The 25,783-nt window shown below is 57.7% G+C and carries 18 protein-coding genes; 9 read left to right on the top strand and 9 right to left on the bottom strand.

The genetic code is table 11. The features are described from left to right. The first annotated feature begins 133 nt into the window (after positions 1-133). Both CFB02_RS08925 and CFB02_RS08930 read left to right on the top strand, forming a co-directional pair. Positions 134-1,648 carry a PAS domain S-box protein gene (locus CFB02_RS08925; protein WP_088557715.1) on the top strand — a complete coding sequence of 505 codons (1,515 nt, stop codon included), beginning with the start codon at positions 134-136 and terminating at the stop codon, positions 1,646-1,648. Further along, positions 1,641-2,297 (top strand): response regulator transcription factor, encoded by a 657-nt coding sequence (locus tag CFB02_RS08930; RefSeq protein WP_088557716.1) that lies wholly within the window; start codon positions 1,641-1,643, stop codon positions 2,295-2,297. The genes CFB02_RS08925 and CFB02_RS08930 overlap by 8 nt, the downstream gene beginning before the upstream one ends. A 6-nt stretch (positions 2,298-2,303) precedes the next feature. Here CFB02_RS08930 and CFB02_RS08935 read toward each other — a convergent pair whose 3' ends face one another. Then, on the bottom strand, positions 2,304-3,719 hold the full coding sequence (locus tag CFB02_RS08935) for a PLP-dependent aminotransferase family protein (RefSeq protein ID WP_088557717.1): 1,416 nt from the start codon (positions 3,717-3,719) through the stop codon (positions 2,304-2,306). 239 nt (positions 3,720-3,958) lie between these two features. On the opposite strand from CFB02_RS08935, the gene CFB02_RS08940 reads away from it, so the two are divergent. From CFB02_RS08940 to CFB02_RS08950, 3 genes are all read left to right on the top strand, one after another. After that, positions 3,959-4,762 (top strand): PhzF family phenazine biosynthesis protein, encoded by an 804-nt coding sequence (locus CFB02_RS08940; RefSeq protein ID WP_088557718.1) that lies wholly within the window; start codon positions 3,959-3,961, stop codon positions 4,760-4,762. A gap of 105 nt (positions 4,763-4,867) precedes the next feature. Further along, positions 4,868-5,923, top strand: a complete 1,056-nt coding sequence (locus tag CFB02_RS08945; RefSeq protein WP_088557719.1) for an NAD(P)-dependent alcohol dehydrogenase — start codon at positions 4,868-4,870, stop codon at positions 5,921-5,923. A gap of 152 nt (positions 5,924-6,075) precedes the next feature. Further along, the gene (locus tag CFB02_RS08950; RefSeq protein ID WP_088557720.1) at positions 6,076-7,257 is read left to right on the top strand and encodes an NAD(P)/FAD-dependent oxidoreductase; all 1,182 of its coding nucleotides are present in this window, start codon (positions 6,076-6,078) and stop codon (positions 7,255-7,257) included. A 14-nt stretch (positions 7,258-7,271) separates the two neighbouring features. Here CFB02_RS08950 and CFB02_RS08955 read toward each other — a convergent pair whose 3' ends face one another. The 3 genes from CFB02_RS08955 to CFB02_RS08965 form a co-directional block, all read right to left on the bottom strand. Continuing rightward, the gene (locus CFB02_RS08955) at positions 7,272-10,574 is read right to left on the bottom strand and encodes an EAL domain-containing protein (protein WP_088557721.1); all 3,303 of its coding nucleotides are present in this window, start codon (positions 10,572-10,574) and stop codon (positions 7,272-7,274) included. A 305-nt stretch (positions 10,575-10,879) separates the two neighbouring features. Then, a complete protein-coding gene (locus CFB02_RS08960; protein WP_088557722.1) occupies positions 10,880-11,806 on the bottom strand; it encodes a universal stress protein in 927 nt (308 codons plus the stop codon). Between the two features lies 1 nt (position 11,807). Beyond that, positions 11,808-13,295, bottom strand: coding sequence for a SulP family inorganic anion transporter (locus CFB02_RS08965; protein WP_088557723.1), 1,488 nt, complete (start codon positions 13,293-13,295; stop codon positions 11,808-11,810). A 164-nt stretch (positions 13,296-13,459) separates the two neighbouring features. Between CFB02_RS08965 and CFB02_RS08970 the strand changes: the two genes are divergently transcribed. Further along, a complete protein-coding gene (locus CFB02_RS08970) occupies positions 13,460-14,740 on the top strand; it encodes an MgtC/SapB family protein (RefSeq protein WP_088557724.1) in 1,281 nt (426 codons plus the stop codon). A gap of 4 nt (positions 14,741-14,744) precedes the next feature. Here the strand turns inward: CFB02_RS08970 and alkB are convergent, their stop codons facing one another. Beyond that, on the bottom strand, positions 14,745-15,395 hold the full coding sequence (gene alkB / locus CFB02_RS08975) for a DNA oxidative demethylase AlkB (RefSeq protein ID WP_088557725.1): 651 nt from the start codon (positions 15,393-15,395) through the stop codon (positions 14,745-14,747). Between the two features lie 138 nt (positions 15,396-15,533). Between alkB and djlA the strand changes: the two genes are divergently transcribed. Then, complete coding sequence (djlA, locus tag CFB02_RS08980) at positions 15,534-16,313, top strand: co-chaperone DjlA (RefSeq protein WP_088557726.1); 780 nt, start codon at positions 15,534-15,536, stop codon at positions 16,311-16,313. Between the two features lie 20 nt (positions 16,314-16,333). Here the strand turns inward: djlA and CFB02_RS08985 are convergent, their stop codons facing one another. Continuing rightward, positions 16,334-16,942: a methyltransferase family protein gene (locus tag CFB02_RS08985; RefSeq protein ID WP_088557727.1), complete on the bottom strand. Its 609-nt coding sequence runs from the start codon at positions 16,940-16,942 to the stop codon at positions 16,334-16,336. 162 nt (positions 16,943-17,104) lie between these two features. Between CFB02_RS08985 and CFB02_RS08990 the strand changes: the two genes are divergently transcribed. Beyond that, complete coding sequence (locus CFB02_RS08990; RefSeq protein ID WP_088557728.1) at positions 17,105-18,601, top strand: amidase; 1,497 nt, start codon at positions 17,105-17,107, stop codon at positions 18,599-18,601. 126 nt (positions 18,602-18,727) lie between these two features. Next, positions 18,728-20,584, top strand: coding sequence for a putative bifunctional diguanylate cyclase/phosphodiesterase (locus CFB02_RS08995; protein WP_088557729.1), 1,857 nt, complete (start codon positions 18,728-18,730; stop codon positions 20,582-20,584). Here the strand turns inward: CFB02_RS08995 and CFB02_RS09000 are convergent. From CFB02_RS09000 to CFB02_RS09010, 3 genes are read right to left on the bottom strand one after another with little or no spacing between them, the layout of a single operon-like run. Continuing rightward, on the bottom strand, positions 20,569-21,312 hold the full coding sequence (locus CFB02_RS09000; RefSeq protein ID WP_088559202.1) for a pseudouridine synthase: 744 nt from the start codon (positions 21,310-21,312) through the stop codon (positions 20,569-20,571). The two genes, CFB02_RS08995 and CFB02_RS09000, sit on opposite strands and share 16 nt — an antisense overlap. A gap of 5 nt (positions 21,313-21,317) precedes the next feature. Beyond that, positions 21,318-24,401, bottom strand: coding sequence for an efflux RND transporter permease subunit (locus CFB02_RS09005; protein WP_088557730.1), 3,084 nt, complete (start codon positions 24,399-24,401; stop codon positions 21,318-21,320). 5 nt (positions 24,402-24,406) lie between these two features. After that, positions 24,407-25,489: an efflux RND transporter periplasmic adaptor subunit gene (locus tag CFB02_RS09010; protein WP_088557731.1), complete on the bottom strand. Its 1,083-nt coding sequence runs from the start codon at positions 25,487-25,489 to the stop codon at positions 24,407-24,409. Positions 25,490-25,783: the final 294 nt, after the last annotated feature.

Consider the following 25,783-nt stretch of genomic DNA (forward strand, 5'->3'; position numbering starts at 1 on the left):
CTGTTGTTCTTATGGCGTATTCAGGAATATCGCTAAACTAGCTATACTTCGGGCTGGTCAGAATAGTATTGGATAGCAAAAACACTAGAAACTATACCAACGTATTATAGTTAATTTACTATAACGATAAGCCATGAACGATTTTTCCACTCCAAGTGTATTTAGTTTGCATGACGCCGACCCGCAACCCGAGTTGATCCTGGATGCGACAGGCAGCGTTCTGGAGGGCAACCTGGCCAGCCTTCATCTTTGCCAGAACGCCAACCTGACCTCGCTGTTCCATCTGCTGCCGATCAACGTTCAGGCGCTCGTGAAGTCGTCCCTGGAGCAGGAACGATCGATCGAGAATGTGGAAGCCAGAATCCCGGCAGACACCACCGAGCGTTTCCTGATGTGGACGTTCATCCCCGATATCGGGAGCTCGACGGTTCTGGCGCGGGCCAGAGACGCTACAGACGAAATCATCAACCGGGAAGAAGCGACCCGCTCCAACCGTCTTTACCGGCTGATTACCGAGAACACCACCGACCTCATTTCCCGCCATGCCCCGGACGGACGGTTTATCGATGCCACGCCCGCATCCTGGCGGCTGCTGGGCTACTGGCCGGAAGAACTGAGGGGTAAGCCTCTGGAAGAAATTTTCCGGGGCGATCAGGTGGTTCAGAAGCTGGCTGAAACCCGCAACCAGCTACGGGACGACGGCTACGCCACCATGACCCTGGAGATCATTCACCGGGACGGTTCCCGCCGCTGGTTCGAGATTGCCAGCAGGGCCATTCGGGAAACCTACACTGGCGCTGTGATTGAGGTCATCAGCGTATCCCGGGATATCACCGCCCGGGTAGAGTCCGAGGAGAACAACCGCAGGCTGGCCGACGAACTCGCCCACACCGCCAGGCTTGCCACTCTGGGGGAGCTTGCCTCAAGCATTGCCCACGAGATGAACCAGCCATTGGCCACCATCGTGAACTTTGCGAGCGCCAGCCAGCGCTATCTTAAAAGCGCCCGAACCAATCCCGAATGCCTCGACCGAGTGGACGACGGCCTCCAGAAGATTGTTCACCATGCCAACCGGGCCTCGGAGGTCATCAAGCGTTTGCGAGCCTTCCTTCGCAAGGGCCAGAAGCGCACCGCACCAATCGCACTGAACGAAGTCGTCAGCAACGTCGCCCGCCTTTGCCAGTGGGAGGCCGAGAAAAACAAGGTGCAGATCCGCGAGAATCTGGCCTGTTGTGCGCCCGTCATCACCGCCGACCCGGTGTTGCTGGAACAGGTGCTAATCAATCTGATCCGTAACGGTATCGAAGCCACCGTTGAGGCTCGCGGTGAGGATAACCCGGGCCCACACTCGCAGATCGCCATAACGACCTGCATCAACGATCAGAACGAAACCCTGATTGAGGTTATCGACGAAGGCCCGGGGCTCGACGCGCAGGGCATTCGCCAGATGTTCCAGCCGTTCTATACCAGTAAGCCCCAGGGACTTGGCCTGGGGCTCTCGATGAGCCGTTCGATTATCGAAGGCTTTGGCGGCTTCCTGGACGCCAGGCCGGCAGCGACGGGCGGACTCTCCCTGATCTGCCGTTTCCCGGCCAGCCCGAGCTACAAGAACAGAAACCCGAACACGGAGATGCAGCCAGATGAGTGATCAAGCGACACCGGAAGCCACCACCGTCTACGTGGTTGACGACGACGCCGGCATGCTGGAATCCACCCAGTGGTTGCTGGAATCGGTCGGCTTGAACGTGGAAGCCTACAGCGACGGCCGGAAATTCCTGGATGCGGTTGGCAACAAGAAAGCAGGATGCGTGGTTCTGGATGTGCGGATGCCCGGCCTGGGCGGCCTGAACGTTCAGGAGGAGCTTCAGAAGCGGGAGCTGGACCTGCCGATCATCTTTGTCTCCGGGCACGCCGACGTACCCATTGTGGTGAGAGCGTTCAAGTCCGGGGCCTTCGATTTCATCGAGAAGCCTTTCAATGAACAACTGCTCCTGGACAGCGTCCAACAGGCGCTGCAGGAACATCAGCAGTCCGCTCCACAATTGCAGGGCGATGAGGCGACCGAAGCCCTGCTGGCCACTCTCACCCGCCGTGAACGGGACGTGTTCCTGCCACTGGCCCAGGGCTACACGAGCCGGGAAATCGCAGAACAGCTGGATGTCAGTGTCAAGACGATTGATCTCTACCGGGCACGAGTCATGAAACGCCTGGGCGCCGACCGCCTGCCGGATGTGACCGGCACCGCCATTGCCGCCGGCCTGCTAGATCCGCTGGACCTGCGTGGCGAGAAGAACTGAACGGCACTAACGCGCCGAAGACTGGACGTCGTGCGCCAACACTCCCAGCCTGGCCACGGCATGCTCGATGCGCTCACACCAGGGGTTGGCGCTGTTCAGTCTCAGGCAATTGTCGTATTTGTCGGCGGTCGAGAACATCAGCCCCGGCGCCACGTTGATATCCTCCGCCCTGGCCTTGTGGTAAACCTCGGTGCCGGAAACGCCGTCGGGCAACTGGACCCATAGCACAAACCCACCCTGGGGACGGCTCACTGCCGTACCTTCCGGGAAGGCCCTGGCCACAGAAGTCCGCATCCGTTCGGTGGCTTCGCGATAGTGCTGCCGGGCTGAACGGAGGTAGCGATCATAGCCGCCCTGCTCCAGAAAATGCGCTACCGCCATCTGTGGAATCGATGACGTGGCCAGATTAACAAAATACTTGTGCTGCCTGGCGCTGGCCATATGCCGCCCCGGCACCATCCAGCCCAGCCGCAGGCCAGGTGAAATAGTCTTCGAAAACGAACTGCAATAAATCACATTGTCCGCCCGGTCAAAGGCCTTGGCCGGTTTCGGCCGGTCCCCGGTGTGATGAAGGTCGCCGTAGATGTCGTCCTCGATCAGCGGAACAGCCGCTGCCGCCAGCATGGAGACCAGCTGCTTCTTGCGCTCGTCGGACATTTGCGCACCCATGGGGTTGCTGTGATTGGTCACGACCACACAGGCTTTGAGGGGCCACTGTTCCAGGGCCAGTTGCAGGCCTTCAAGGCTCAGACCCTCGGAAGGATGCGCTGGAATTTCAATGACCTTCAGCCCGACCACTTCCAGAGCCTGAAGAATGCCGGGAAAAGACGGCGATTCCACGGCCACAATATCGCCGGGCTGGGTCACCGCCCTCAGCGCCAGTATGATCGCCTCCTGGGCACCGTTGGTGGCCAGCACGTCATCCGGCGTTACCGGCACCCCGAGGGTCGCCATCCGCTGGGCGATCTGCCGCCGGAACGATTCCTTGCCGGGAAAGGCATAGTCCAGGGTTTCCAGGCCCCGGCGTGCCGCCCAGAGCGTGCTGTGCTGGATCTGCCGGAGCGGGAGGTAATCCGGATGGGGAATCGCCGTGGCCAGGGGCACCATGCGCTTCTGCTCGTCGGCGCAAAGGTCCAAGGCCATCTCCCGGGCGCTGACCGGAACGGGACGGCTGCGGTGCCGGCGCATCACCGGCTCCGGCGCATCCACGGTCGGCAGCCGTACGAAATAACCACTGCGCTCCCGGGCCTGCAGGAAGCCCCGGGCCTCCAACGTCTGGTGTGCCTGGAGGATGGTCGAGATGCTAACACCGAACTGCCGGCTCAACTGTCGCACGCCAGGTAGCCGTTCGCCATCCCGGTACACGCCTTCATGAATCAGCCCCTGAAGCTGGTCCGCTACCTGGTTGTAGAGAATGCCCATTGCCCGTCCCTCGCCCGCGACGCCGTGTCAAGATAAGGATCTATTGCACCAGAACCCGAGCTGTTCGGTGCAGTACAGATCGGCTCCGATATAACCGGTACAGATATCGTCAAGAGCACTCTGTACCGGTTCAAAAACAGATTATCTGAATCTGTTATGGCAGTCAGACCTTTTCCTACAATAGGCTCGAAATCAGATAGCTCATCGAAACAAGCAGCTCTTTCAGAGGATAAAAGACCATGACTTTACCCATCTATCAGGTTGATGCGTTCACCAGCGAGGTGTTCGGTGGCAATCCGGCCGCGGTCATGCCGCTGGAGCAGTGGCTGCCAGATAACCTCATGCTCTCGCTTGCCGCGGAGAACAACCTCTCCGAAACAGCCTTTTTCGTGCCTCTTCAGGCCGGCGAGGACGCGGATTTCCATATCCGCTGGTTTACTCCGGGCACAGAGGTACCACTGTGCGGCCATGCCACCCTGGCCAGCGCCTGGGTCATCTTCAACAAACTCGGCTGGGACAAAGAAAAAATCCGTTTCCGCTCCAAAAGCGGCCCGCTATCCGTCCGGCAATCCGACGACGGCTGGCTGGTACTCGATTTCCCGAATCTGGCCTACGACGAAGAGCCCACGCCGGCCCTGATTCGGGAAGCTCTGGAAAGCGCGCCTGATACAGCGTTTTTTGTTCCAAACGACACCAATTACATGGTGGTCCTGAAGGACGAAGACGCTGTGCGGTCTGCGCAACCGGATCTACGCAAATTAAAGCAACTGGGCAACCAGGGGCTGATCATCACCGCACCTGGCAATAACTGCGATTTTGTCAGCCGCTATTTCGCGCCTGGCGCCGGCATTGATGAGGACCCGGTTACCGGTTCCATTCACAGCGTGCTGGTGCCTTACTGGTCAGACCAACTGGGCAAAACCGAGCTTGAGGCACGGCAGATTTCTGCCCGGGGCGGTGTACTTCGCTGCGAGTTAAAGGGGGATCGCGTCGACATTGCCGGCCAGGCAGCCTTCTTTATGGAAGGCGCGATTCATTTGTGAGGCACACTTGCAGAGTGCAAATGAAAAAACCGACATGGTCGCCGGTGATAGCTCTGACGGTCAGTTTCGTAAACTTACCCTCAATTCTGAAACAGAGGCGAAGTGATGACAGCGACCAAAGCATTTGCAGCACAGTCACCAACGTCCGGCATGGCACCTCATACCATAGACCGCCGGGAGCCACGTCCCGATGACGTTGCGATCGAGATCGACTACTGCGGGGTCTGCCATACCGACATTCATTTTGCACAGAACGACTGGGGGATCACCGAGTATCCGGTTGTCCCCGGCCACGAAATTGTGGGGCGGGTCACGGCCGTTGGTCCCGATGTCAAAAGCTTTAACGTAGGCGATGTCGTCGGCGTCGGGTGCATGGTGGATTCCTGCCGTACCTGCTCAGCTTGTGAAGCAGGTCTGGAGCAGTACTGCAGCGAAGGCATGACCTCCACCTACAACGGCCAAGACCGCCACGATCACTCCATCACCTTTGGCGGCTATTCCGAGCGTATTACCGTCAGCGAACGGTTTGTCGTTCGCATTCCGGAAAAGCTGGATATCAAAGCCGCTGCGCCTCTGCTTTGCGCCGGCATCACCACCTACTCGCCGCTGCGCCATTATGGCGTCAAAGCGGGCCACAAGGTCGGTGTCATCGGCATGGGCGGTCTCGGTCACATGGGTGTTAAATTCGCCAGGGCACTTGGTGCGGAGGTGACCATTTTCACCCGCTCCGAGAGCAAGGTTGCGGAGGCGAAAAAGCAGGGTGCCGATCATGTAGTGATCTCCACCGATGAAGATCAGATGGCCGCAGCTGCTGAAACCTTTGACTTCATGCTGGACACGGTTCCGGTCCAGCACGATCTGAACCCTTACCTCAACTGCCTGAAGCACGATGGCACTCACATACTGGTTGGCCTGCTGGAGCCGGTAGAGCCACCGGTAGAGGCTGGCGCCCTGGTATTCAAGCGCCGCGTTCTGGCCGGGTCGCTGATCGGTGGCATGCCGGAAACCCAGGAAGTTCTGGATTTCTGCGCAGAGCACGACATCAGCTGCGACGTCGAGATGCTCGACATAAACAACCTCAATGAGGCCTACGAGCGCATGAAAAAAGGCGACGTGAAGTATCGCTTCGTGATCGACATGCAAACCCTGAAAAACGGGTAGCTGCGCAAGGGCGACCGGGTCCCACGGGCCCGGTCTCCGACTCTTTTTCATCCCGCCACTTCATACGTGGTTACCCCGGCACCACAGACGCCAGCCCCCCATATCCGTATAATTCGCCCACTCAATGTTCGTACCCGGTTTGTGGTTACCCCATGTCTTCACACTACGATGTCATTATTATCGGTGCTGGCGCAGCAGGCTTGATGTGCGCGGCCACTGCGGGCTATCGCGGCCGCAGCGTGCTGGTGCTGGACCACGCCAATAAACCCGGCAAGAAAATCCTGATGTCCGGCGGCGGGCGCTGCAATTTCACAAACCTGAACAGTACGCCGGCCAACTTCCTTTCGGATAACCCGCAGTACTGCATTTCTGCGCTAAAGCGCTATACCCCCCAGGACTTTCTGGAACTTGTAGACCGCCACGGCATTGAACATGAGGAAAAAGCCCCTGGTCAGTTGTTCTGCAAAGACAGCGCCAAGGACATTCTCAATATGCTGCTGACCGAATGTGAGTGGGCGGGCGCGGACGTGAGAATGAAGACAGCGGTCGACCGCATCACCGAAACCGACAGCGGCTACCGCTTGCGCGTCGGCTCCGGTGACCTCACCTGTGAATCCCTGGTGATCGCCACCGGAGGCCTGTCGATTCCTACCACGGGCGCCACAGCGTTTGGCTACCGGGTAGCCGAGCAGTTCGGCCTGGAAATCCTTCCCACCCGCGCTGGTCTGGTGCCCTTTACCCTGCAGCCGGAATTGAAAGAACAGCTCGCGCCATTGTCCGGTGTCAGCTGCCCTGTCGATGTCCAATGCCACGACCAGCACTTCCGGGAACCCATGCTGGTCACCCATCGCGGGCTCAGTGGCCCGGCCATGCTCCAGATCTCGAGTTTCTGGGAGCCCGGTGACACCCTGGCCATCAACCTGCTGCCGGCCTGCAAGATCAAGGACGACCTTTTGAACCTGCGGAAAACCCGGCCACAATCCACCGTTGGGCACTACCTGGCCCAGCACCTGCCAAAACGATTTGCCCAGGCCTTTAACGAACTCCACGGCTGGACCGGTCCGTTGCAGGGCTACAAGAACAGCGATATTGAACAGGTTGCCGACGTTCTGGGCCAATGGTCGATCAAGCCGGCTGGAACCGAAGGCTACCGAACGGCAGAGGTCACCCTTGGTGGCGTCGATACGCGCCAGCTGTCATCCAGGACCATGGCGGTGCTGGAACGTCCAAACCTGTATTTTATCGGTGAGGTAGTGGATGTCACCGGCCACCTCGGCGGGCACAACTTCCAGTGGGCCTGGGCATCGGGGGTCGCTGCAGGTAACAATGTTTGACGGTGATCAGGTTCTTACACGAAACTGAAGTCTTCCAGGTTGCAGGGTCTTCCGAACAAATAGCCCTGGTAAGCCTTGCATCCCATTTCAAGAAGTAAGTTTCGCTGCTCCTCGCTTTCCACGCCTTCCGCAATCACGCTAAGCCACATGGACTCTGCCAAGGTAATTACGGCTTGGGCAATGGCGCGGTCATTAGGGTTATTGAGAATATCTCTGACAAAGCTCTGATCAATTTTAAGCTGGTCTATCGGCAGTTCTTTCAGGTAAGCCAGCGAGGAGTAGCCGGTGCCAAAATCGTCGATAGAGAAGGAAACTCCGAGACATTGCAGTTCAAACATCTTGGCCCGTATATCAGGCGCATTGCTGGCCAAAAGTGACTCTGTGATTTCGAGCTTTAGCTTTTTCGGGTCGGCTCCGGAGGCTTTAAGTGTCTCTGTAATCGTCTTGACAAAATCCTGCTCGCTGAATTGAGCAACGCTGATATTAACAGCGATGGTAATCCCAACTCTTTCCGGATCTTCAGACCACTTGGCGAGCGTGCGACAGGCTTCAACCAAGACCCATTTGCCCAGAGGCACAATCAGTCCGGTTTCTTCTGCCGAAGGAATAAACTCTGCTGGAGAGATAAGCCCCTTCTCAGGATGCTGCCAGCGCAGGAGAACTTCTGCGCCAATCAATTGTCCGTCCTGGTCAACCTGTTTCTGATAGTGAAGTTCGAATTGCCTATCGTGTATGGCCCTGTGGAGATCCTGTTCAATTTCCATCCGCCGATCCACAACAACCTGCATTTTGGGATCGTAAAAACAAATACGATTTCGCCCGGTTCCCTTGGACTGATACATCGCCAGATCCGCTCTCTTGAGCAAATCCAGATGCTGCAAACTGCCATCATTAAACAAGGTAATACCAATGCTCACCGAGCAGTTATAGGTCAATCCGTTCAGATCGAAGCTCCGATGAAAGTCAGTCCCGATTTTTTCAGCCAGTGCTTTGGCACTTAGTGCCGCCATTTGCTCATCAACGCCAAGACTGTCCACCAAAACAACAAACTCATCACCGCCTAAACGCGCGACCGTATCACTCTGCCGAACCAAATTGGCAAGTCGCTTTCCCACTCGGTGCAAAAGCACATCACCGACACCGTGTCCGGCGCTGTCGTTTAAATTCTTGAACTTGTCCAGATCCAGAAAAAACAGCGCCGCATAGTGATTGTGTCTCTCACAGTTCGCAATAACGTGCTGCAGACGATCCAGCAACAACCGACGATTGGGTAATTTTGTCAGTGCGTCGTAAAACGCGAGCTGATTGATTTCGCGCTCGCGTTCCTTGCGCTCGCTTATGTCACGGACAATTCCAATGAAGTTTATATCGCCCGACTGCTCTATCTCGACAACACCGAGTTCCATTGAGAAGACTGACCCGTCTTTACGAACGCCCTCCAGTTCACGAACACGGCGACCCGTTGCATCGCCTTTCTCGGTTTTAAAGAAATATTCCAGGTAATCCGTTTGGCCTGCCGTGTGCGGCGAGGGTATGAGAACGTTTATGTTTCGCCCCAGGATTTCACTGCTGTTATAACCAAAAATCTGCTCTGCCGCCCGATTAAACGTTATCACGGCCCCTTTCCCATCGGTTCCAATGACACCGTCCAGCATATTCTCGACGATAGCTCGCATTTGAATTGACTGATGCTGTAGCGTGGTTTCTGCAGCAATTTGGGCGGTGACGTCGAAATGGGTACCAAGAAGCCATTCTGCCCGGCCATCGCTGGTGCGAGTCGAGATTCGTCCCCGGGTATTGATCCACACCCAGTGGCCCTTCTTGTGTTTCATGCGCATATTTGCCTCGTAAACCGAGGCAAGCCCAATCGTATGCTTTTCAAGCTGGCGAGAGCAGTAAGCAAGATCTTCCGGGTGGGTAAGCTTCTCCCAGGTTGCGCGATTTGTGGGTACTAGCTCGTTCAGTTCGTAACCGATAAGAGCCGCCCACTTATCATTAATCTGCAGTTCACCCGTTTGAATATTAAATTGCCAGGTACCGATAGCGTTGGCGTCAATGACAGCCTTTAATAATTTGTCGCTATTTCGAATACGCTCATCGTTTTGTTTTGCCCGGGTGATATCTGTTTCGATGGCAATGTAACCCTTAACGCGTCCACTTTTGTCCCGCATCGGATTACAGGCAATTCTCACCCAGTAAGGGGCGCCCGCTTTCGAATAATTAACAACATCAACATTGAAGCCTTCGTGATTCATCAACGCATTTCGCATGAAGCTTACCGTTGACTCATCTGTACCCTCACCTTGAAGCACATCACCCGGGCGCCGGCCGGCCATTTCGTCCATGTTGTAACCGGTCATATCAGTCAACGCATTATTAATCCAGACCACATGGCCATGTTCGTCCGTGATCATGACGCCATTGGTGGTCTGTCTTGCCACTTCTGAGAGCCGTTCAATTTCATCGTTAATCAGGGTTTGTTCAGTTGTGTCCCGGACGATGACCAGCACTTCTCTATGGTCAATTTTTTTGTATCGGGCCTCGAACGTTTTTTTGGTATCCCCAAGAAAATACTCGTGATAAGTGATTTCTCCGCCGGCATTGAATGCTTGCTCAACCTTGCCCATGAGCTCACCGGCAAGATCACCGGGAATGACCTCTTCGATGGTGCGGCCAAGCACTTGGTGACGGGGCTTTAGTAGGTCAGGGTGTTCATTGCAAACCAGGAAACGGAACTCTCGATCAATCACGAAAACCATGTCAGGAAGCGTCGAGATTATTGATGATGTCCGAGCCAGATTCGACATTAACTGACTCTCGAATTGAGCCTGATCGGCTGATGCGATCTCGTGCTCAATCATATCTGCAAAATCCCGAAGTGCTTTCTCATGCCCACTAGAAAACTGGCGGGGCAATGGATCAATAATGCACAGAGTTCCGAGCGCCAGACCTTCCAGATCGCGTACCGGGGCGCCGGCATAGAACCGGATATTGGGATTCATGGTTACGAGGGGGCTTGAAGCGAACCGTTCATCCTTCGTGGCATCGTTAACCACAAGGATCTCATCGCCCAATATCGCGTGAGAACAGAAAGAAATATCTCTTCGCGATTCGACAAAGTCAAAACCTACTCGGGATTTGAACCACTGTCTGTCTGAATCAACGAGGGAAAAAAGACACGATTGAACTGAAAAGAACTCTGCGGCCAGGCGTGTGATTCGATCAAACCGCTCCTCTGCCCCCGAATCAAGCAGGCGGCTACTATGGAGGCTGATTAACCGTTTGGCCTCATCAATGGGATGCTTTGATATATCCAATTTGGCAACCTTTTAGCCACGAAAGAGTGGCCGTGGCCACTGAAAACAAGCGTCCATGCTGGCTGGATTTTCAGTATACAGTGAGAACCAATTAAAAGCCGATCAGAGGCCGTAAACGACATAGTTCAACTGCCCCGGAGCCGAGTGCACCTTTCACAGAGTAGCAAGATAGGCAGAAATTGCTCGGAGAGAAGCGAAACCCCGGCCACTGGACCAACCTTGGCAGAGCAAGGGGCGAACGCGAGCTTGATGCGGGATACCAGCAAAAGCCACCGTGCGACGATAGCTTTGCTGGCTGATGAGATTTAACGAAGCACAACCAGAGGTTTTTGAGCAGTCTTGAGCATCGTGGTGGTGGTGCTGCCCACGAGGAACTGGCGGATACGGGAGTGCCCGTAGGCGCCCATCACCAGAATGTCGATATCATGCTCTTCCTGGTAGGCGTGCAATGTGGGCTCGACATCACCGGCGCGGATCGCCAGAGTGATCTCGGATTCCAGCCCAGCCAGCATTTTCTCGGCTTTTTTGAGCTGTTCCCAACGGTCATTGGTATCCGCTCCAACCATCACCAGATGCAGTGGCATGCCTTTGAGAACCGGGCTGCCGGCCAGCAATTCCACACCCTTGAAGGCCGTGGCACTGCCGTCGAATGCCAGCATGGCACTGCGAGGCTGGGTGTACTCATCCGGCACCAGGAGAATCGGGCGATGCATGCTGCGAATCACCGTCTCCAGCTGGCTGCCAATGTGGGTGTCACGCTCCGAGCTGCTCTCACCGTGCAGCCCCATGACCAGCAGCCGGGTCTGATTCTCCAGCGCCAGCAGGGACTCGGTCAGGTCCCCATGTCGCTGTCTCTGCACCACGTCGGAGATGCCCGCTTCGCCAACCCGCCTTTGGGCTTCATCCAGCATGTGATGCCCGTGTTCGAGGGCCAGTTTGGCGCGTTTTCGATCCAGCTCTGCGAGGTCCTCCAGCAACTGTTCACGACTGCCAAGGCCGATGCTTCCGGCCAGATCCGGCTCTGCCGGATAACGCTCTTCATCAAGCACGTGCAACAGCATCATGGGCGTTTCCATGTGCTTGCTGGCCCAGCTGGCGTAATCGCAAACTGCGGGAGCGGCCTGGGAGCCATCAATACAGGCAACTACTCGTAACATCTCAACCTCGCCTTCATGATCCTTGTGATTTTTATTCTGACTGCGATCGCTGTTGGATTCCCTGGTCTGTGTCATGTCAGTGTCCCATCAGCTGGTCAACGGCGTCCGGCTTGTCGTGCACACCAAAGCGGTCAACGATCGTGGCACTGGCTTCATTCAGCCCGATAACTTCAACCTCCGAGCCTTCCCGGCGGAATTTGATCACCGCCTTGTCCAGGGCGCCCACCGCCGTAATATCCCAGAAGTGCGCGCGACTCAGGTCGATCACCACATTATCGACTGCTTCCTTGAAATCAAAGGATTCCATGAATTTTTCCGAGGAACTGAAGAACACCTGACCCACAACGCGATAGGTGCGGGTGTCAGTGGTTTCATCCAGTTCGGAGGTGACCAGCATGTAGTGGCCCACCTTGTTGGCAAAGAACAACGCCGCCAGCAGCACGCCGGCCAGCACGCCATAGGCGAGGTTATGGGTGGCAACCACAACAACAACGGTTACCAGCATCACGATGTTGGTGGAAAGCGGATGCTCACGCAGATTGCGAATCGAATCCCAGGAGAAGGTTCCAATCGACACCATGATCATCACCGCCACCAGGGCCGCCATGGGAATCTGGACCAACACGCTATCCAGTAGCAGCACCATAACCAGCAGGAAGAGACCAGCCGTCAGGGTGGAAAGCCGGGTCCGGCCGCCGGATTTCACATTGATGATAGACTGGCCGATCATGGCGCAGCCGGCCATACCGCCGATCAGGCCAGAGCCGATGTTGGCAATGCCCTGCCCCTTGCATTCCCGGTTGCGGTCACTGGTGGTATCTGTCAGGTCGTCCACGATGGTGGCCGTCATCATGGATTCCAACAGCCCCACAATGGCCAGCGGAATCGAGTACGGCAGGATGATCATCAGGGTTTCCAGGTTCAGAGGCACGTCCGGCCACAGGAATACGGGCAGGGTATCCGGCAGATCGCCCATGTCCCCAACCGTCCGGATGTCCATTCCGGTAAACACGGCAACGGCCGTCAGAACGACGATGCACACCAGGGGCGAAGGCAGAACCTTGCCCACAACGGGTAGCAGGGGAAACAGATAGATAATTCCCAGACCCGCGGCTGTCATTGCGTAAACGTGCCAGGTGACGTTGGTCAGCTCGGGCAACTGTGCCATAAAGATGAGAATGGCCAGGGCGTTCACGAAACCGGTCACCACCGAGCGAGACACGAAGCGCATCAGGCTGCCAAGCTTCAGATAACCGGCAATCAGCTGCAGCACGCCTGTCATCAGGGTTGCGGCCAGCAGGTACTGCAGGCCATGCTCTTTCACCAGCGTCACCATCAACACCGCCATGGCTGCGGTTGCGGCAGAAATCATCCCGGGGCGCCCGCCCACGAAAGCGATGATCACGGCAATACAGAAGGAGGCATACAGCCCCACCTTGGGATCGACTCCTGCAATGATCGAGAAGGCAATGGCCTCGGGAATCAGTGCCAGCGCCACAACGATACCGGCGAGCACATCGCCACGAATGTTCGAAAGCCAGTTGGCTTTAAGGGAATTCACCATGATTTCGGGGTTCCAGCTTGCTACGAATTCAAAGGTCGCGAAGCTTATCAGCCCCCTTACAGGAAAGTAAGGTCGCTAGCGGTAAGTTCTTAGACGTCTAACGACCGGCGCCCTCTACTGCTATTATCAGAACATCATTGATTTACAGGAGCTTGCATCGCCCCATGGACGACGTTGCCGCCCAGTTTCTCGCTGGAAACCAGACCACCCTGAATCTCGCCGTTGCTCTTCTGCTTGGCGCCATCATCGGCCTCGAGCGGGGCTGGGACGCGCGGGAACAGAAATCCGGCGAGCGGATTGCCGGTATCCGCACCTTTGCTCTGGTGGGGCTGCTTGGCGGTATTTCCGCGTTACTGGCCCGGGAAATCACGGAGTGGGCATTTCCCGTGCTCCTGGTCAGTGTGGTGGCAATGGCCATCGTGGCCTACAGCGAACGCCTGGAGCATATCCGCAACTTCAGTATCACAGGCTTGGTTGGCATGGTTCTGACCTTCTGTTTCGGAGCAGTGGCGGTGGCTGTAGACCCGGTTATCGCCACAGCAGCCGCTGTCGTGACCGCCATCATCCTGGACAACAAGCAGGAAATTCATGGCTGGGTGAACAAACTGAAGGAACATGAACTGGATGCCGCTCTAAAACTGCTGCTGATTTCCGTGGTCATGCTGCCGTTATTGCCGAACGAAAAGATGGGCCCTGGCGGCGTTCTCAACCCCAGGGAAATCTGGTGGATGGTGGTGATGATTGCCTCCATTTCCTTTGTCGGCTATTTCGCCATACGGGTCGCCGGTACCCGCAAAGGCATCCTGTTCACCAGTCTGTTCGCCGGGTTGAGCTCGTCCACTGCCCTCACCCTGCACTTTGCCCGCCAGGCCTCGAAAACTCCGCAGCTCAACGCCCAGTTCGCCACCGGTATCCTGATTGCCTGCGGCACCATGTTCCCCCGCATCCTGGTTTATTGCCTGGTGATCAATCCCGATCTGTTGCCCAGTCTGATCTGGCCCGTGCTTGTGATGACCGCCCTGCTCTACGGGCCCGCGCTGTTTATCTGGCGAAAAAATGAACGAGAACTCCAGGTAAGCCAACCAACCCTCAACCAGAACCCGCTGGATTTAACCTCGGCCCTGGTTTTTGGCGCGTTGCTCACAGCCATCCTGCTGATGGGCGAGTTCCTCGGCAACTGGCTGGGTGATGCGGGCATCTATGTCTTGGCAGCCACCTCGGGTATCGCGGATGTGGACGCAATTACCCTCTCCCTGACCCGCATGTCCAACAACAGCCTGGCCATGGGCACAGCAGTCATCGGCATTGTGATCGCCGCGGCCACCAACAACCTGGTGAAGTCCGCACTGGCCGGGTTTGTCGGCAACCGCCAGATCGGGCTGCTGGTAGGGGTGCCAATGGTGCTCTCTCTGGCAGCCGGGCTTCTGGTCGCCTGGCTGCAGTAAGTCCTTATCTGGCCCGACGGAACGTCAGATTGTAACGGTACCCGCCCGTCAGCGGGTGATCCCCAGCTTTGAGGGTCAGCACGCCGTGATATCGCATCCGGGACGGGCCGCCCCAGACCACAACGTCACCATGGGCAAGTGGCACGCGGATGGGGCGCTCGCTGCGTTTGAGACCACCAAACTGGAACACCATCGGCAGGCCCAGAGAAACCGACACGATGGGCTGCGTGAAGTCCTGCTCGTCCTTGTCCTGATGCAGCCCCATTTTTGCCCCGGGCTGGTATCGGTTGATCAGACAGGCGTCCGGTTCAAATCCCTCAAAACCAGCGGTTTCGGCGGCGCTTCTGGCCAGTTCCCGGAAAGCCGCAGGCATGGCGGGCCATGGCCGGCCGGACTCCGGATCGTGCGCCTGATACCGGTAACCCCGGCTATCGGTAACCCAGCCAAGATCCCCGCAGCAGCTCATGGCGGCAGACATGGCATGGCCACCGGGGGTCTTCATGTGTCTGAACGGCGCTTCTGAGGTAACCGTCTCAATGCCGGCCATGAGTGATTCGGCGTTCGGGAGCGCGAACTGCCGCAGCACCACCGCGCCATCCATCAGAGGCTCGACTGTCTGTTCCGGTGGCAGGCTAGAAAACAGGTCTTGGGTCATGACTACTGCCCCCTCATAAATGACTCAACTTAATAGCTTACGAGGCTTTTTCAAAGGTTGATGAAAGCCTGTTCATGAAGCCGGGCTGAAAAACACGTATATTCTATGGGCTGATTCATTCCTGTTAAGGACTTTTTAATGCTGTTTGCAATCATAATCGGCGGTCTGATTGGCTACGCCTTTGGCAAATTCCCGGGCTTTCTCATCGGTGCGGCGATTGGCGCCTTTCTCTTGAACCTTCTCAAGCGCCGCCTGATTGGCAAGCTCCAGAGCATTCAGTCCGGTTTTATTGAATCGGTTTTTGCGGTGATGGGTGCCCTATGCAAGGCAGACGGCGTGATATCCAAGGATGAAATCCAGATGGCCGAGGCCATGTTCGTTCGCTTCCGCCTGAATGAAGAACAGAAAGCCAAGGCCAAAACCGCCTTCAACCGTGGTAAAGAGCCGGATTTCGACCTGGATGCCGAGCTAAACCGGTTCCTCCAGGCCAGCGGACGCCAACCCGCGTTTCTCCAGATGTTCCTGCAGGTTCAGGTATCGGCCGTAGCTGCGGACGGCAAGGTACACCCGGCCGAACACGAAATGCTGGTAAAAATCGCCCGTGGGCTGGGGCTACCGGAGAGCCAGGTGGACCAGCTGGAAGCCATGCTCCGTGGGGCCCACACCAACCGGGCCGGTGCGGGCCAGCCCTCCTCCGCTGATCAGATCAGCGATGCCTACAAGGTTCTTGGGGTATCGCCTTCCGCCAGTGATGATGAGCTCAAGAAGGCCTACCGTAAGCTGATGAGCGAGAACCACCCGGATAAACTCGCGGGCCGGGGATTGCCAGAAAGCATGCGGGAGATGGCGGAGGAACGCACCCGCGAGATCAGTCATGCCTACGATGTGATCAAGGAAGCCCGGAAAAAATCTGCGTAAGGCCCTCTGCCGTTACCGGGTCAGAACCAGCGCGGTACCCGCACGCGATAACGCTCGTAGTCCTCGCCAAATTTATCCGCCAGCGCCTTCTCCTCCTCTCGGGCCTGGCGGGTGATCACCAGCACACCGGCCACCAGGCATACCAGGGAAAACACACTGGGCAAGGCCAGGAAAAAACCAAGCTGACCAGCCATCACAGCCAGGAACAGGGGATTACGGGAGCGGCCAAATGGCCCGCCTGTGAGCAGTTTGCGCTCATCCTTCCGAGGATCGATACCAGAGCGCCAGTCCTCATGCATGTAGGCCTGCAGGTAATTCACGGTAGTAAATGAGCCAATCAGGAGGAGCATGCCAACCAGCAAAATCGGCCATACATAGAGCGGGCCGAACACGCCCAGCCAGGAGTCGATATCCGCAAAAATCCGCACCACGCAGACGCCCAGAATGAACGCCCTAAACACATTAAAGGTTTGCCGGTGCCACCAGGGCGCACTCCCCCGCTCACCATAGTTAATGTGCGAAAAGCGCATTCTCTGATAAAGGCCGAGGCTTCGGCCAGCGAACTGCAGACCGATCATCAAAAAGAAAATGCCAAGAAAGTGGCGCACCAGGGGTTCAATAAATTCCATCAGGATCGCTTACGAGGTTTTCAGGCCAACAGCTTATTATCTGAAGAGGTCTGTGAAAAGGCCCTGTGATGGCCGCCGACCACTCACCCTACCTAAAATGACATATCATCACGTTTTTAAATGCAGTAGAGTCGTTGAATCACTTTCAAGGAGAGTCTGGTCATGAGCGCCCCGCAGTCCTGCCACAGTTTCAGCAACGACGCGATAGGTTGCGATGACGCCACTGCCCTTGCCGAAAGGGTCCGCCGCCGGGAAATATCGATCACCGAACTCACTCAAGCCGCTATCGCTCGCGCACAGGCGGTCGAACCGCTCATTCACGGTCTGGCCTCGGCGAATTACGACCAGGCGATCCGGACTGCTTCACAGCTTGATGTCGCCGACCAGACCGGTTCCTTTCCCCTGTTCCGCGGTGTTCCAACACTTATCAAAGACAACACCAACGTGTCGGGCATGACCACACGGCACGGCTCCCTGGCCGTGCCCAGCGTTCCTGCATCCGATACCAGTCCATTTGCCCGTCAGTTGCTTGCCCAGGGTTTTCTGTGTCTGGGTAAAAGCACCCTGCCGGAATTCGGATTCAACGCCACAACCGAGCCTGCACACGCGCCGGCAACCCGTAACCCGTGGAACCTGGCCTATTCCTCCGGAGCCTCCTCAGGCGGTTCAGCGGCTCTGGTGGCGGCCGGCGTGGTACCCGTTGCCCACGCGAATGACGGCGGAGGCTCCATACGGATTCCGGCCGCCTGCTGCGGCCTGGTCGGCCTTAAGCCCACACGAGGACGATTGATAGACAACGAGGCGGCGGCCTCCCTGCCCATCAACATTATTAGCGAGGGGGTGGTGACGCGCTCGGTACGGGATACCGCCAATTTTTTCGGGCAGGCCGAGACCTATTTCCGCAATCCCGGCCTGCCGGCGATTGGAAGAATGGAAGGCCCTTCCGGTCGCCCGTTGAGAATCGGACTGGTGCTGGATTCCATCAACGGTCACAAAACCGATGACATCACCCGACGGACCGTCGAAGAAACGGCGCTCAGGCTGGAAAAAATGGGCCACCGAATTGAGCCTGTTCCCGTTCCGGTGCACAGCGCCTTCCCTGATGACTTTGCGCTTTACTGGGCACTGCTTGCCTTTGGAATCAGGGCCAACGGCAGGAAACTGCTTCACCCGGCCTTCGACAAACACAAAACAGACGGCCTAACCAACGGCCTCGACAGGATGTTCCGGCGACAGTTCTGGCGTCTGCCAACCGCGCTCTGGCGGCTCAAGCGTTCCTGGCATGACTATGCACATGCCATGGCGGGCTTTGATGCCGTGCTCACGCCGGTACTTGGCCACACCACACCCGCCCTTGGCCACCTGAGCCCCGATGTGCCTTTTGGCACCCTGTTCGAACGGCTGCGCGAATATGTGGGCTTCACACCTCTGGCAAACGCCACGGGCGCGCCGGCAATCTCGCTGCCCATGGGCCACACAGCCGATCGACTGCCCGTGTCCGTTCAGTTTATGGGGCGCCACGGAGGCGAACGCACGCTGTTGGATATCGCCTTCACCCTGGAAGCCAACCATCCCTGGCCGCTGCTTTGCGATTTCAACCGGAACCATCTTGGCAGTGGGGAACAAAACACCAGGGACTCACTGGCCAATCCCGTTTGAAGTTGGACACTTATAAAAACAGCTGCCATATTCTTTAAAGAACTTAAACGTAACCTGATCAAGTATCCCAAACCGAGAGCGAAGGCCGTTCGTGCCGCTAAGAAGGACAATTTATTGAGCCCGGCCATGCGTGACAGTGAAGTCCTCGTGACCCACCACAAGGCACTGATGGAGCTGAGCCACAATACCAGCTTTATCGAGATGCCCCGCCCCCGGAAGCTGGCAGCCCTAATGGAGCTGTGCACCCGGCTGTTGGGCGTGAAACGGGCAAGTGTCTGGCTTTTCCCTCCGGAACGGGACCGGATCACCTGTGAGTGGCTGCACGACGAGGAGCTGCCCGGTCGCAACAGCTGCGCCGTGCAGAATGGCGAAGCGTTCAACCTGTTCCGCTCAGACCACCCGGAGTACTTCCGCGCCATCACCGAAGAACGGGTGATTGCGGTAGACGACGCCCGCAGTGATATCCGTACCCGTTCCTTCGACCGCGATTATCTGTCCGTGCAGAACATCCATTCCATGTTAGACGCGCCGATTTTCGACGGCGAACAACTCAGCGGGGTTGTTTGCCTGGAGTCAAGTGTGCGCCGTGACTGGTCAGTCCCGGACATTTCTCTGTCAGCTGCCATTGCAGACACCATAAGTCTGATGAACACTCACGAGGCATGGCTGAGATCCAAGCGGGCGCTGGAATACGTCAGTCGCTACGATTCTCTTACCGGACTCGCCAACATTGATTCACTGCGCGACCGGCTGAACCACCTGGTGCGCAAGATCAAAGGCCGGGGCACCGGCAGTCTTGCACTGCTCTGGATTGACGTTGACCGCCTGAAAACCATCAACGATGGCCTTGGCCCTCAGGCGGGGGATCAGGTCATCGCCGATATCGGACAGCGCCTGAAAGAAATCCAGTTGGCGGGCAAGGACTTTCTGGCGCGCATTGGAGGGGATGAATTTGCCCTGGTTATTCGCAACTACACCCAGCCGAGCTTTCTGGACGAGGTGATCCGGGAGATCCACAGCCGTATTCGCCAGTCGATCCGGGTTTCCGATCAGGATCTCAATGTCAGTGCCAGTGTGGGCATCTGTCACTTCCCGGGCGATTGCCATGAGTCAGAAGAACTGCTCAGAGGTGCAGAGGCTGCGATGTATCACGCGAAGCGGCAGGGCGGGGACCGTTCGACCCTGTTCGATTCGGAAATTCAGATGACAGCCCGCTCCCGGTTTGCGCTCGAAAACGAGCTGCGGGAAACACTCAGAACCAGCGGCCTTGATGTCTTCTACCAGCCAATCATGGACCGCACGGGAACACAGCTGGAAAGCGCCGAGGCCCTGGTTCGCTGGCAGCACCCGCAACGTGGCTGGCTGTCACCGATTGAATTTCTGGACGTGGCGCGCAGCGCGGGGCTGATGTATGAGCTGGGCGCCTGTGTGCTCAAAAACGTCTGCGCGCACTGGCGTGAGGCAAGAGACCGGAATACGCCATTACCAACGATATCAGTCAACCTGTCGGCAGAGCAGATATTGGTCCCAGAATTGCCAGAGCTGGTAAAAGAGATCTGCGGTAACCAGGGCATGCCGGTCAGTGCCCTGCAGTTTGAGGTGACCGAAGACTCCATCCAGGGTGATTTCGGTGTCATCGGTCGGGTTCTGGAACAGCTGGTGCACGCCGGCGCCGAGCTCGCTATCGACGATTTTGGCACCGGGTACTCATCGCTGTCGCGGCTCAAAAGCCTGCCCTTCTCCCGAATCAAGATCGACCGCTCGTTCATCAACAACCTCCCGGATGACGAAAACGATTGCGCTATCACCCTGTCGATCATTGGCCTGGCCAGGGGGCTTGGCCTTTCTGTCGTTGCAGAAGGTGTGGAGAGCGAAGCCCATGAAAGCTGGCTGCTCGAGAAAGGCTGCGACTACCTTCAGGGCTACCGTTACAGTAAACCGCTTCCCTACCCAGAGTTTATCAAGCGCTATTTTTCCGAGTGATACTGCACGTCAAATCCCGGAAATAACGATAACACCTCCAGAAAACTCGCCTCCGGCGCGGCGCTAATGGTCAGTGGTTTACCCGAAACCGGGTGTCGGAATGCCATCCGGGTTGCGGCCAGCATCAACCGCCCCTGGCCGAATCGCTCTGCAAAATAGCGATTGTGGCGGCCCCGGCCGTGATTGGCATCGCCAATGATCGGGTGATTGATGTGTTTCATGTGCCTGCGCAACTGGTGCTTTCGGCCGGTTTTCGGGTTCAGTTCAACAACGGCGTACCGACTGCTCGGGTATTTCTCGATCTCGACCGGTATCTCCGTCGTCGCCAGCGTGCGGTAATAAGTGAGAGCGTCCCGCACCGGCTGCTCTTCGCCTTTCAGCCGTCGATCCTCCGGTTCCTCTCGCAAGGGATGATCAATCTCCCCGTGTTCCGGCGGCCAGCCACGCACCATCGCAAGATAGGTTTTCGCCACTTCACCGGCCATCATCGCCAGGCCGAGTGAGCGGGCCGTATCGCTGTCCCTGGCAAACACCAGAATGCCGGAGGTTGGACGGTCCAGGCGGTGCACCGGGTAAACATGCTGCCCTCCGTTAAGCGCCCGGGCATATTGCAGGGCAAACTCTGTTTCATGCCTGTCGATGGGGCTCCGGTGCACCAGCAGCCCGGCTGGCTTGTGGACGATGAGAAGGTGATCGTCCCGGTAAAGAACACTCAGTGGATTCTGCATGGGCATCAAGCGTTTCTGAACCTCGCGGTCAGCCTACCGAAAGCCTGACCGGCCCGGTTACCCAGCACCAGCAATGCAGGTGTGAGCAAAAGCGTCAGCACCGTAGCAAACGCCAATCCTCCCGCGATGGCACTGGACAGCTGGGTCCACCACTGGGTCGATGGCGCACCAAGGCCCAGGGAGGGGCTCAGCAGGTCCACATTGACGCTGAGGACCATGGGCATCAACCCCAGCACGGTGGTGATGGCCGTCAGCAGCACCGGCCTCAGGCGAAGGCAACCGGTTTCCAGGGCGGCCTCGTAGGCCTCAACACCGTCCTTGCGCATCTGGTTGTAGGTATCGATCAGAATGATGTTGTTGTTTACCACGATGCCTGCCAGGGCAATCGTACCCATTCCCACCATCACAATGCCGAACGACTGACCGTTTACCAGAAGGCCAAGCAGCACCCCGGCGGTGGAGAGCACAATCGCCGAGAGAATCAGGAAGGTCTGGTACAACGAATTGAACTGGGTCACCAGTATCAACAGCATGAGACCGATGGCCACCAGGAAGGCCGTCGCAAGGAAGTTGGATGCCTGCTGCTGATCCTCGTTCTCGCCGGCAAACTTCACCGAAATTCCCTCTGGCGGTTCCGGCATCTCGGCCTGCAGGGCCCGCAGCAGCTCATCCACGCGGCGATCCTGAGCCAGATCGGATTTGATGGTTACCGTGCGCTGGCCATCCACCCGGACAATACTGTTGGTTTTGTCGCCCGGGCGAAGATCGACGAATTCAGAGAGCGGCACCTGGCCCCGGGAGGTATGAATGGTCTGGCGCTGCAGATGATCCAGTTCCCGCCAGTTGTTCGGCACGCGCACCACGATGTCCACTTCATCCCGCACGTCTTCCGGGCGATAGGTGGCCAGTTTCAACCCGTTGGTCACCAGACGCACGGCACTGCCGATCCCCAGCACATCGGTACCGAAGCGGGCCGCGGCTTCCCGGTCAACCTGTAACCGCCACTCGATGCCCGGAAGGCTGCGGTCGTCTTCGATGTCCACGAAGCCACCGAGCTCCCGCATGCGGTCTTTGATTTCGTCCACGTAGCCATTGAGACTGTTCGCTTCGCGGCTGCTCACCTGCAGCTCTATCGGTTTGCCTTCGGCAGGTCCACCTTCCTGTTTGCGGAATTCCAGCTCAACGCCCGCGATATCGGAGGTCATGTCGCGGAAATCCTCGAGAATCGCACTGGCCGGTCGCCGGGTGAACCAATCAGTAAACTGGAATTGCAGAACGCCGATTACATCTGGCGCCAGTTGCGAGCTGGTCTGTACCATTGAGCGGGCGTACAGGGCCTTCACCTCGGGCATGCCACGCAACCGCTGCTCCACTTCACGCACAATGGCATCCCGCTCCCACACCGACAGATCGCCCCTCGCCCTCACCTGAACCTGGGCGGAATCCGGCTCCACACTGGGGAAGAACTCAACCCCATAGTTGAAGCGGGCGTACGCGGCGTAGATCACGGCGATCACGCACAGCACACCAATCAACGTCAGCCCCGGCGAACGAAGTAGCAACGCGAGCACCTGCCTGTAGCCCTGCATGAGGCGCCCCGCAGAATGCCCCTGCCGCGCCCGGCGCCCGCCGCTGGTGCTACCCAGTACGGGCAGGAACACGAGCGCCATGGCCAGGGAAGCAATCAGGCAGATGATCACCGTGAGTGGCAAAAACTTCATGAATTCCCCCACCACGCCCGGCCAGAACAGCAACGGCACGAACACCGCCAACGTGGTTGCCGTAGAGGCAATAATGGGCCAGGCCATACGGCTGGCCGCCTCGGCCCAGGCGTGCTTGACCGTCTGCCCTTCCGACAGGTTCCGGTCCGCCAGCTCCGAGACCACGATGGCGCCATCCACCAGCATGCCCGCCACCAGAATCAGGCTGAACAGCACCACGATATTGAGCGTGAGCCCCATGCTCCAGATCACCAGGATGCCGGTCAGAAACGCGCCCGGAATGGTCAGCCCGACCATCACCGCAGAACGAGGTCCCATGGCGGCGATCACCACAATCAGAACGAGCACGATGGCGGTAAGGACATTGTTCAGCAGATCACTGAGGATATCGCGCACTTCCTCGGACTGATCCATGATGTAGCGGATTTCCAGCGAGTCCGGCAGCTGAGGCCTGGCCTGATCGATCAATTCGCGAACCTGGGCAATGGTCTCGATAATGTTGGCGCCCGAGCGCTTGGACACCTCCAGCACCAGCGCCGGCTCGCCATTGATGCGGGCAAAACCGGTCGGATCCTTGAAGGTGCGTTGGAGCATGGCCACGTCGCCAAAGGTAACGACCGTGTCGTCATCCACCTTCACCGGCATGGACATCACATCCTCGATAGTCTCGATCACGCCGGGCACTTTCAGGGCCATGCGGCCGTTGCCGGTATCGAGGGAGCCTGCAGCGACCAGCTGGTTGTTGCGGGTAACGAGGGACGCCAACTGGTCAAAATCGATGCCGTAGCTCTCCAGAACCTGGGGATCGACAACGATTTCCAGCAGGTCTTCCCGATCGCCGCCAATATCCACCTCAAGGACTTCCGGAATGGACTCGATGGCATCCTGGAACCGGCGGGCGATGGTGATCAGCTCGCGCTCCGACAGTGGCCCCGACAGACCGACAGACAACACCGGGAACAAGGACACGTTGATTTCGTTCACCCTAGGTTCATCTGCTTCCTGGGGCAGCTTCGTGCGAGCCGTATCCACTTTCTCGCGAACATCCTGCAGCGCTTTGTCCGGATCAAATCCGGCATCGAACTCCAGCATCACCGAGGCATGCCCTTCCGAGGCCGTACCCCGCATTTCCTTGATACCTTCCAGGGAACGCAATTCCTGCTCCATGGGACGAACAAGAAGGCGCTCGGCGTCCTCCGGGCTGATTCCGTCCAGGGTCATGGAGACATAGATCATCGGAATGGTGACGTCGGGGTTGGCTTCCTTGGGGATGGTCTGAAACGCCGCAATACCCCCGAGAATCAGGAACAGCAGGGTCAGTAAGGTAGTCCGGCTGCGGTCGATGGCGGCAAAGATCAGTGCGCGCATGCGGTCTAGCCCCTGTCTTCAGCGGCGTCGACCGGTACGACCTGCTCACCGGTGCTCACGAACCCACCGCCCCGGGTAATCAGGCGGATCTCATCCGGCAAGCCGGTCACCCAGGCACCATCGGTAGACACGCTCAGCAGTTTCACTTCACCGAACTCGACACGGTTCTCGCCGTTCACGTACTTCACTCCGGGAAGACCGTCGTCACCCAGTGACAAATAGGCAGGCGAGATAAACATGGCCTTAACCTCGGGCAGTGCCACCCGCAGGCTGGCGCTGCCGCCAGCCACTCGTTTGCGATCCGGATTCTCAACCGCGATTTCCACGGCAAAACTCCGGGTTTCAGGAGAGGCGGCGCTGGCGACAAAGGTCACCACGCCGGAAAGACGGCTACCATCCAGCAAATCCACGCGAACCGCCTGGCCCGTTGCCACATCACCCACCGACTGCTGGGGAATCTGCGCTGTGGCTTTCAGGCGATCCACCCTCACAAGCTGAAACAAAGGTGACCCCACCTGCACCAGATCGCCGGTGTCCACCGACTTGCGATTAATGGTGCCGTCGAAAGGCGCTTCCGGGGTCAGGTGACTGATTGCCTGGCGGGCGCTGGTCAGCTCGGCATTGGCCGCAGCCAGTTCGCTTTCAAGCGTCAGCACTTCGGATTCCGCCGCAAGATTGCTGGCACGCAGCCGGCGAGCGGCTGAAAGGTCCGCCTCCAGTTTCCGGACCCGGGACTGCCAGCGCAAAACGGCTGCACTCCTTCCTTCATCGGCAATCGTAAGCAATGTCTGCCCTTCCCGGACCTGCTCTCCAAGCCCCACTGCCAGGGACTCCACCCGCCCGGGCACCTGGGCGCCCAACATCACCGAACTCCAGGGCTCCAGCTGGCCCTGCAACATCAGGCCTGGCTCGTGGAGCCGTGCCGACAGGGTCTCCACCTGCACGGTCGTGAGCTGGTCATCGCCGCTGTCCTGGCGCCCTGGCGCCTCGTCACTGGCCACCTTCACCTCGCCAGTCGCCATCCAGATCACCAGCGCAATCACGATCAGAAGTGACAGTCCGAGAGAACCCCATTTTGCTTTCGTCATTGAATGCTCACTGTTCCTGAATCAAGGGTGGCAGAAAAAACCGGCAATTAACGGTTGCATCCGGCTAAAAACGTGGGGTAGATTCTACACAGAATCTTTTTACGAATTCAGAGCAGACTGTCGATTTTATGAATCTCAACGCAGTGATTGTCCTTGTGAAGCTAGTCCTGGTGGTCGTGGTACCGTCCGGGGGCTTCTGCGTGGACAAGCGGGTGAAATAGCGACAAACCTGACAAGACACCAGAAACCCCCGGCACCGAAAGGTCCCGGGGGTTTCTTTTTTTACGGCAAAAG

The sequence above is a fragment of the Marinobacter sp. es.042 genome, assembly GCF_900188315.1.
In the GTDB taxonomy this organism is placed as follows: domain Bacteria; phylum Pseudomonadota; class Gammaproteobacteria; order Pseudomonadales; family Oleiphilaceae; genus Marinobacter.

Coding starts and splice junctions, on each gene's coding strand:
- CFB02_RS08925 (WP_088557715.1), top strand. CDS start 134: ATGAACGATTTTTCCACTCCAAGTGTATTTAGTTTGCATGACGCCGAC.
- CFB02_RS08990 (WP_088557728.1), top strand. CDS start 17,105: ATGAGCGCCCCGCAGTCCTGCCACAGTTTCAGCAACGACGCGATAGGT.
- CFB02_RS08930 (WP_088557716.1), top strand. CDS start 1,641: ATGAGTGATCAAGCGACACCGGAAGCCACCACCGTCTACGTGGTTGAC.
- CFB02_RS09000 (WP_088559202.1), bottom strand. CDS start 21,312: ATGCAGAATCCACTGAGTGTTCTTTACCGGGACGATCACCTTCTCATC.
- CFB02_RS08950 (WP_088557720.1), top strand. CDS start 6,076: ATGTCTTCACACTACGATGTCATTATTATCGGTGCTGGCGCAGCAGGC.
- CFB02_RS09005 (WP_088557730.1), bottom strand. CDS start 24,401: ATGCGCGCACTGATCTTTGCCGCCATCGACCGCAGCCGGACTACCTTA.
- CFB02_RS09010 (WP_088557731.1), bottom strand. CDS start 25,489: ATGACGAAAGCAAAATGGGGTTCTCTCGGACTGTCACTTCTGATCGTG.
- CFB02_RS08965 (WP_088557723.1), bottom strand. CDS start 13,295: ATGGTGAATTCCCTTAAAGCCAACTGGCTTTCGAACATTCGTGGCGAT.
- CFB02_RS08935 (WP_088557717.1), bottom strand. CDS start 3,719: ATGGGCATTCTCTACAACCAGGTAGCGGACCAGCTTCAGGGGCTGATT.
- CFB02_RS08985 (WP_088557727.1), bottom strand. CDS start 16,942: ATGGAATTTATTGAACCCCTGGTGCGCCACTTTCTTGGCATTTTCTTT.
- CFB02_RS08960 (WP_088557722.1), bottom strand. CDS start 11,806: ATGACACAGACCAGGGAATCCAACAGCGATCGCAGTCAGAATAAAAAT.
- CFB02_RS08945 (WP_088557719.1), top strand. CDS start 4,868: ATGACAGCGACCAAAGCATTTGCAGCACAGTCACCAACGTCCGGCATG.
- djlA (WP_088557726.1), top strand. CDS start 15,534: ATGCTGTTTGCAATCATAATCGGCGGTCTGATTGGCTACGCCTTTGGC.
- alkB (WP_088557725.1), bottom strand. CDS start 15,395: ATGACCCAAGACCTGTTTTCTAGCCTGCCACCGGAACAGACAGTCGAG.
- CFB02_RS08970 (WP_088557724.1), top strand. CDS start 13,460: ATGGACGACGTTGCCGCCCAGTTTCTCGCTGGAAACCAGACCACCCTG.
- CFB02_RS08940 (WP_088557718.1), top strand. CDS start 3,959: ATGACTTTACCCATCTATCAGGTTGATGCGTTCACCAGCGAGGTGTTC.
- CFB02_RS08995 (WP_088557729.1), top strand. CDS start 18,728: ATGCGTGACAGTGAAGTCCTCGTGACCCACCACAAGGCACTGATGGAG.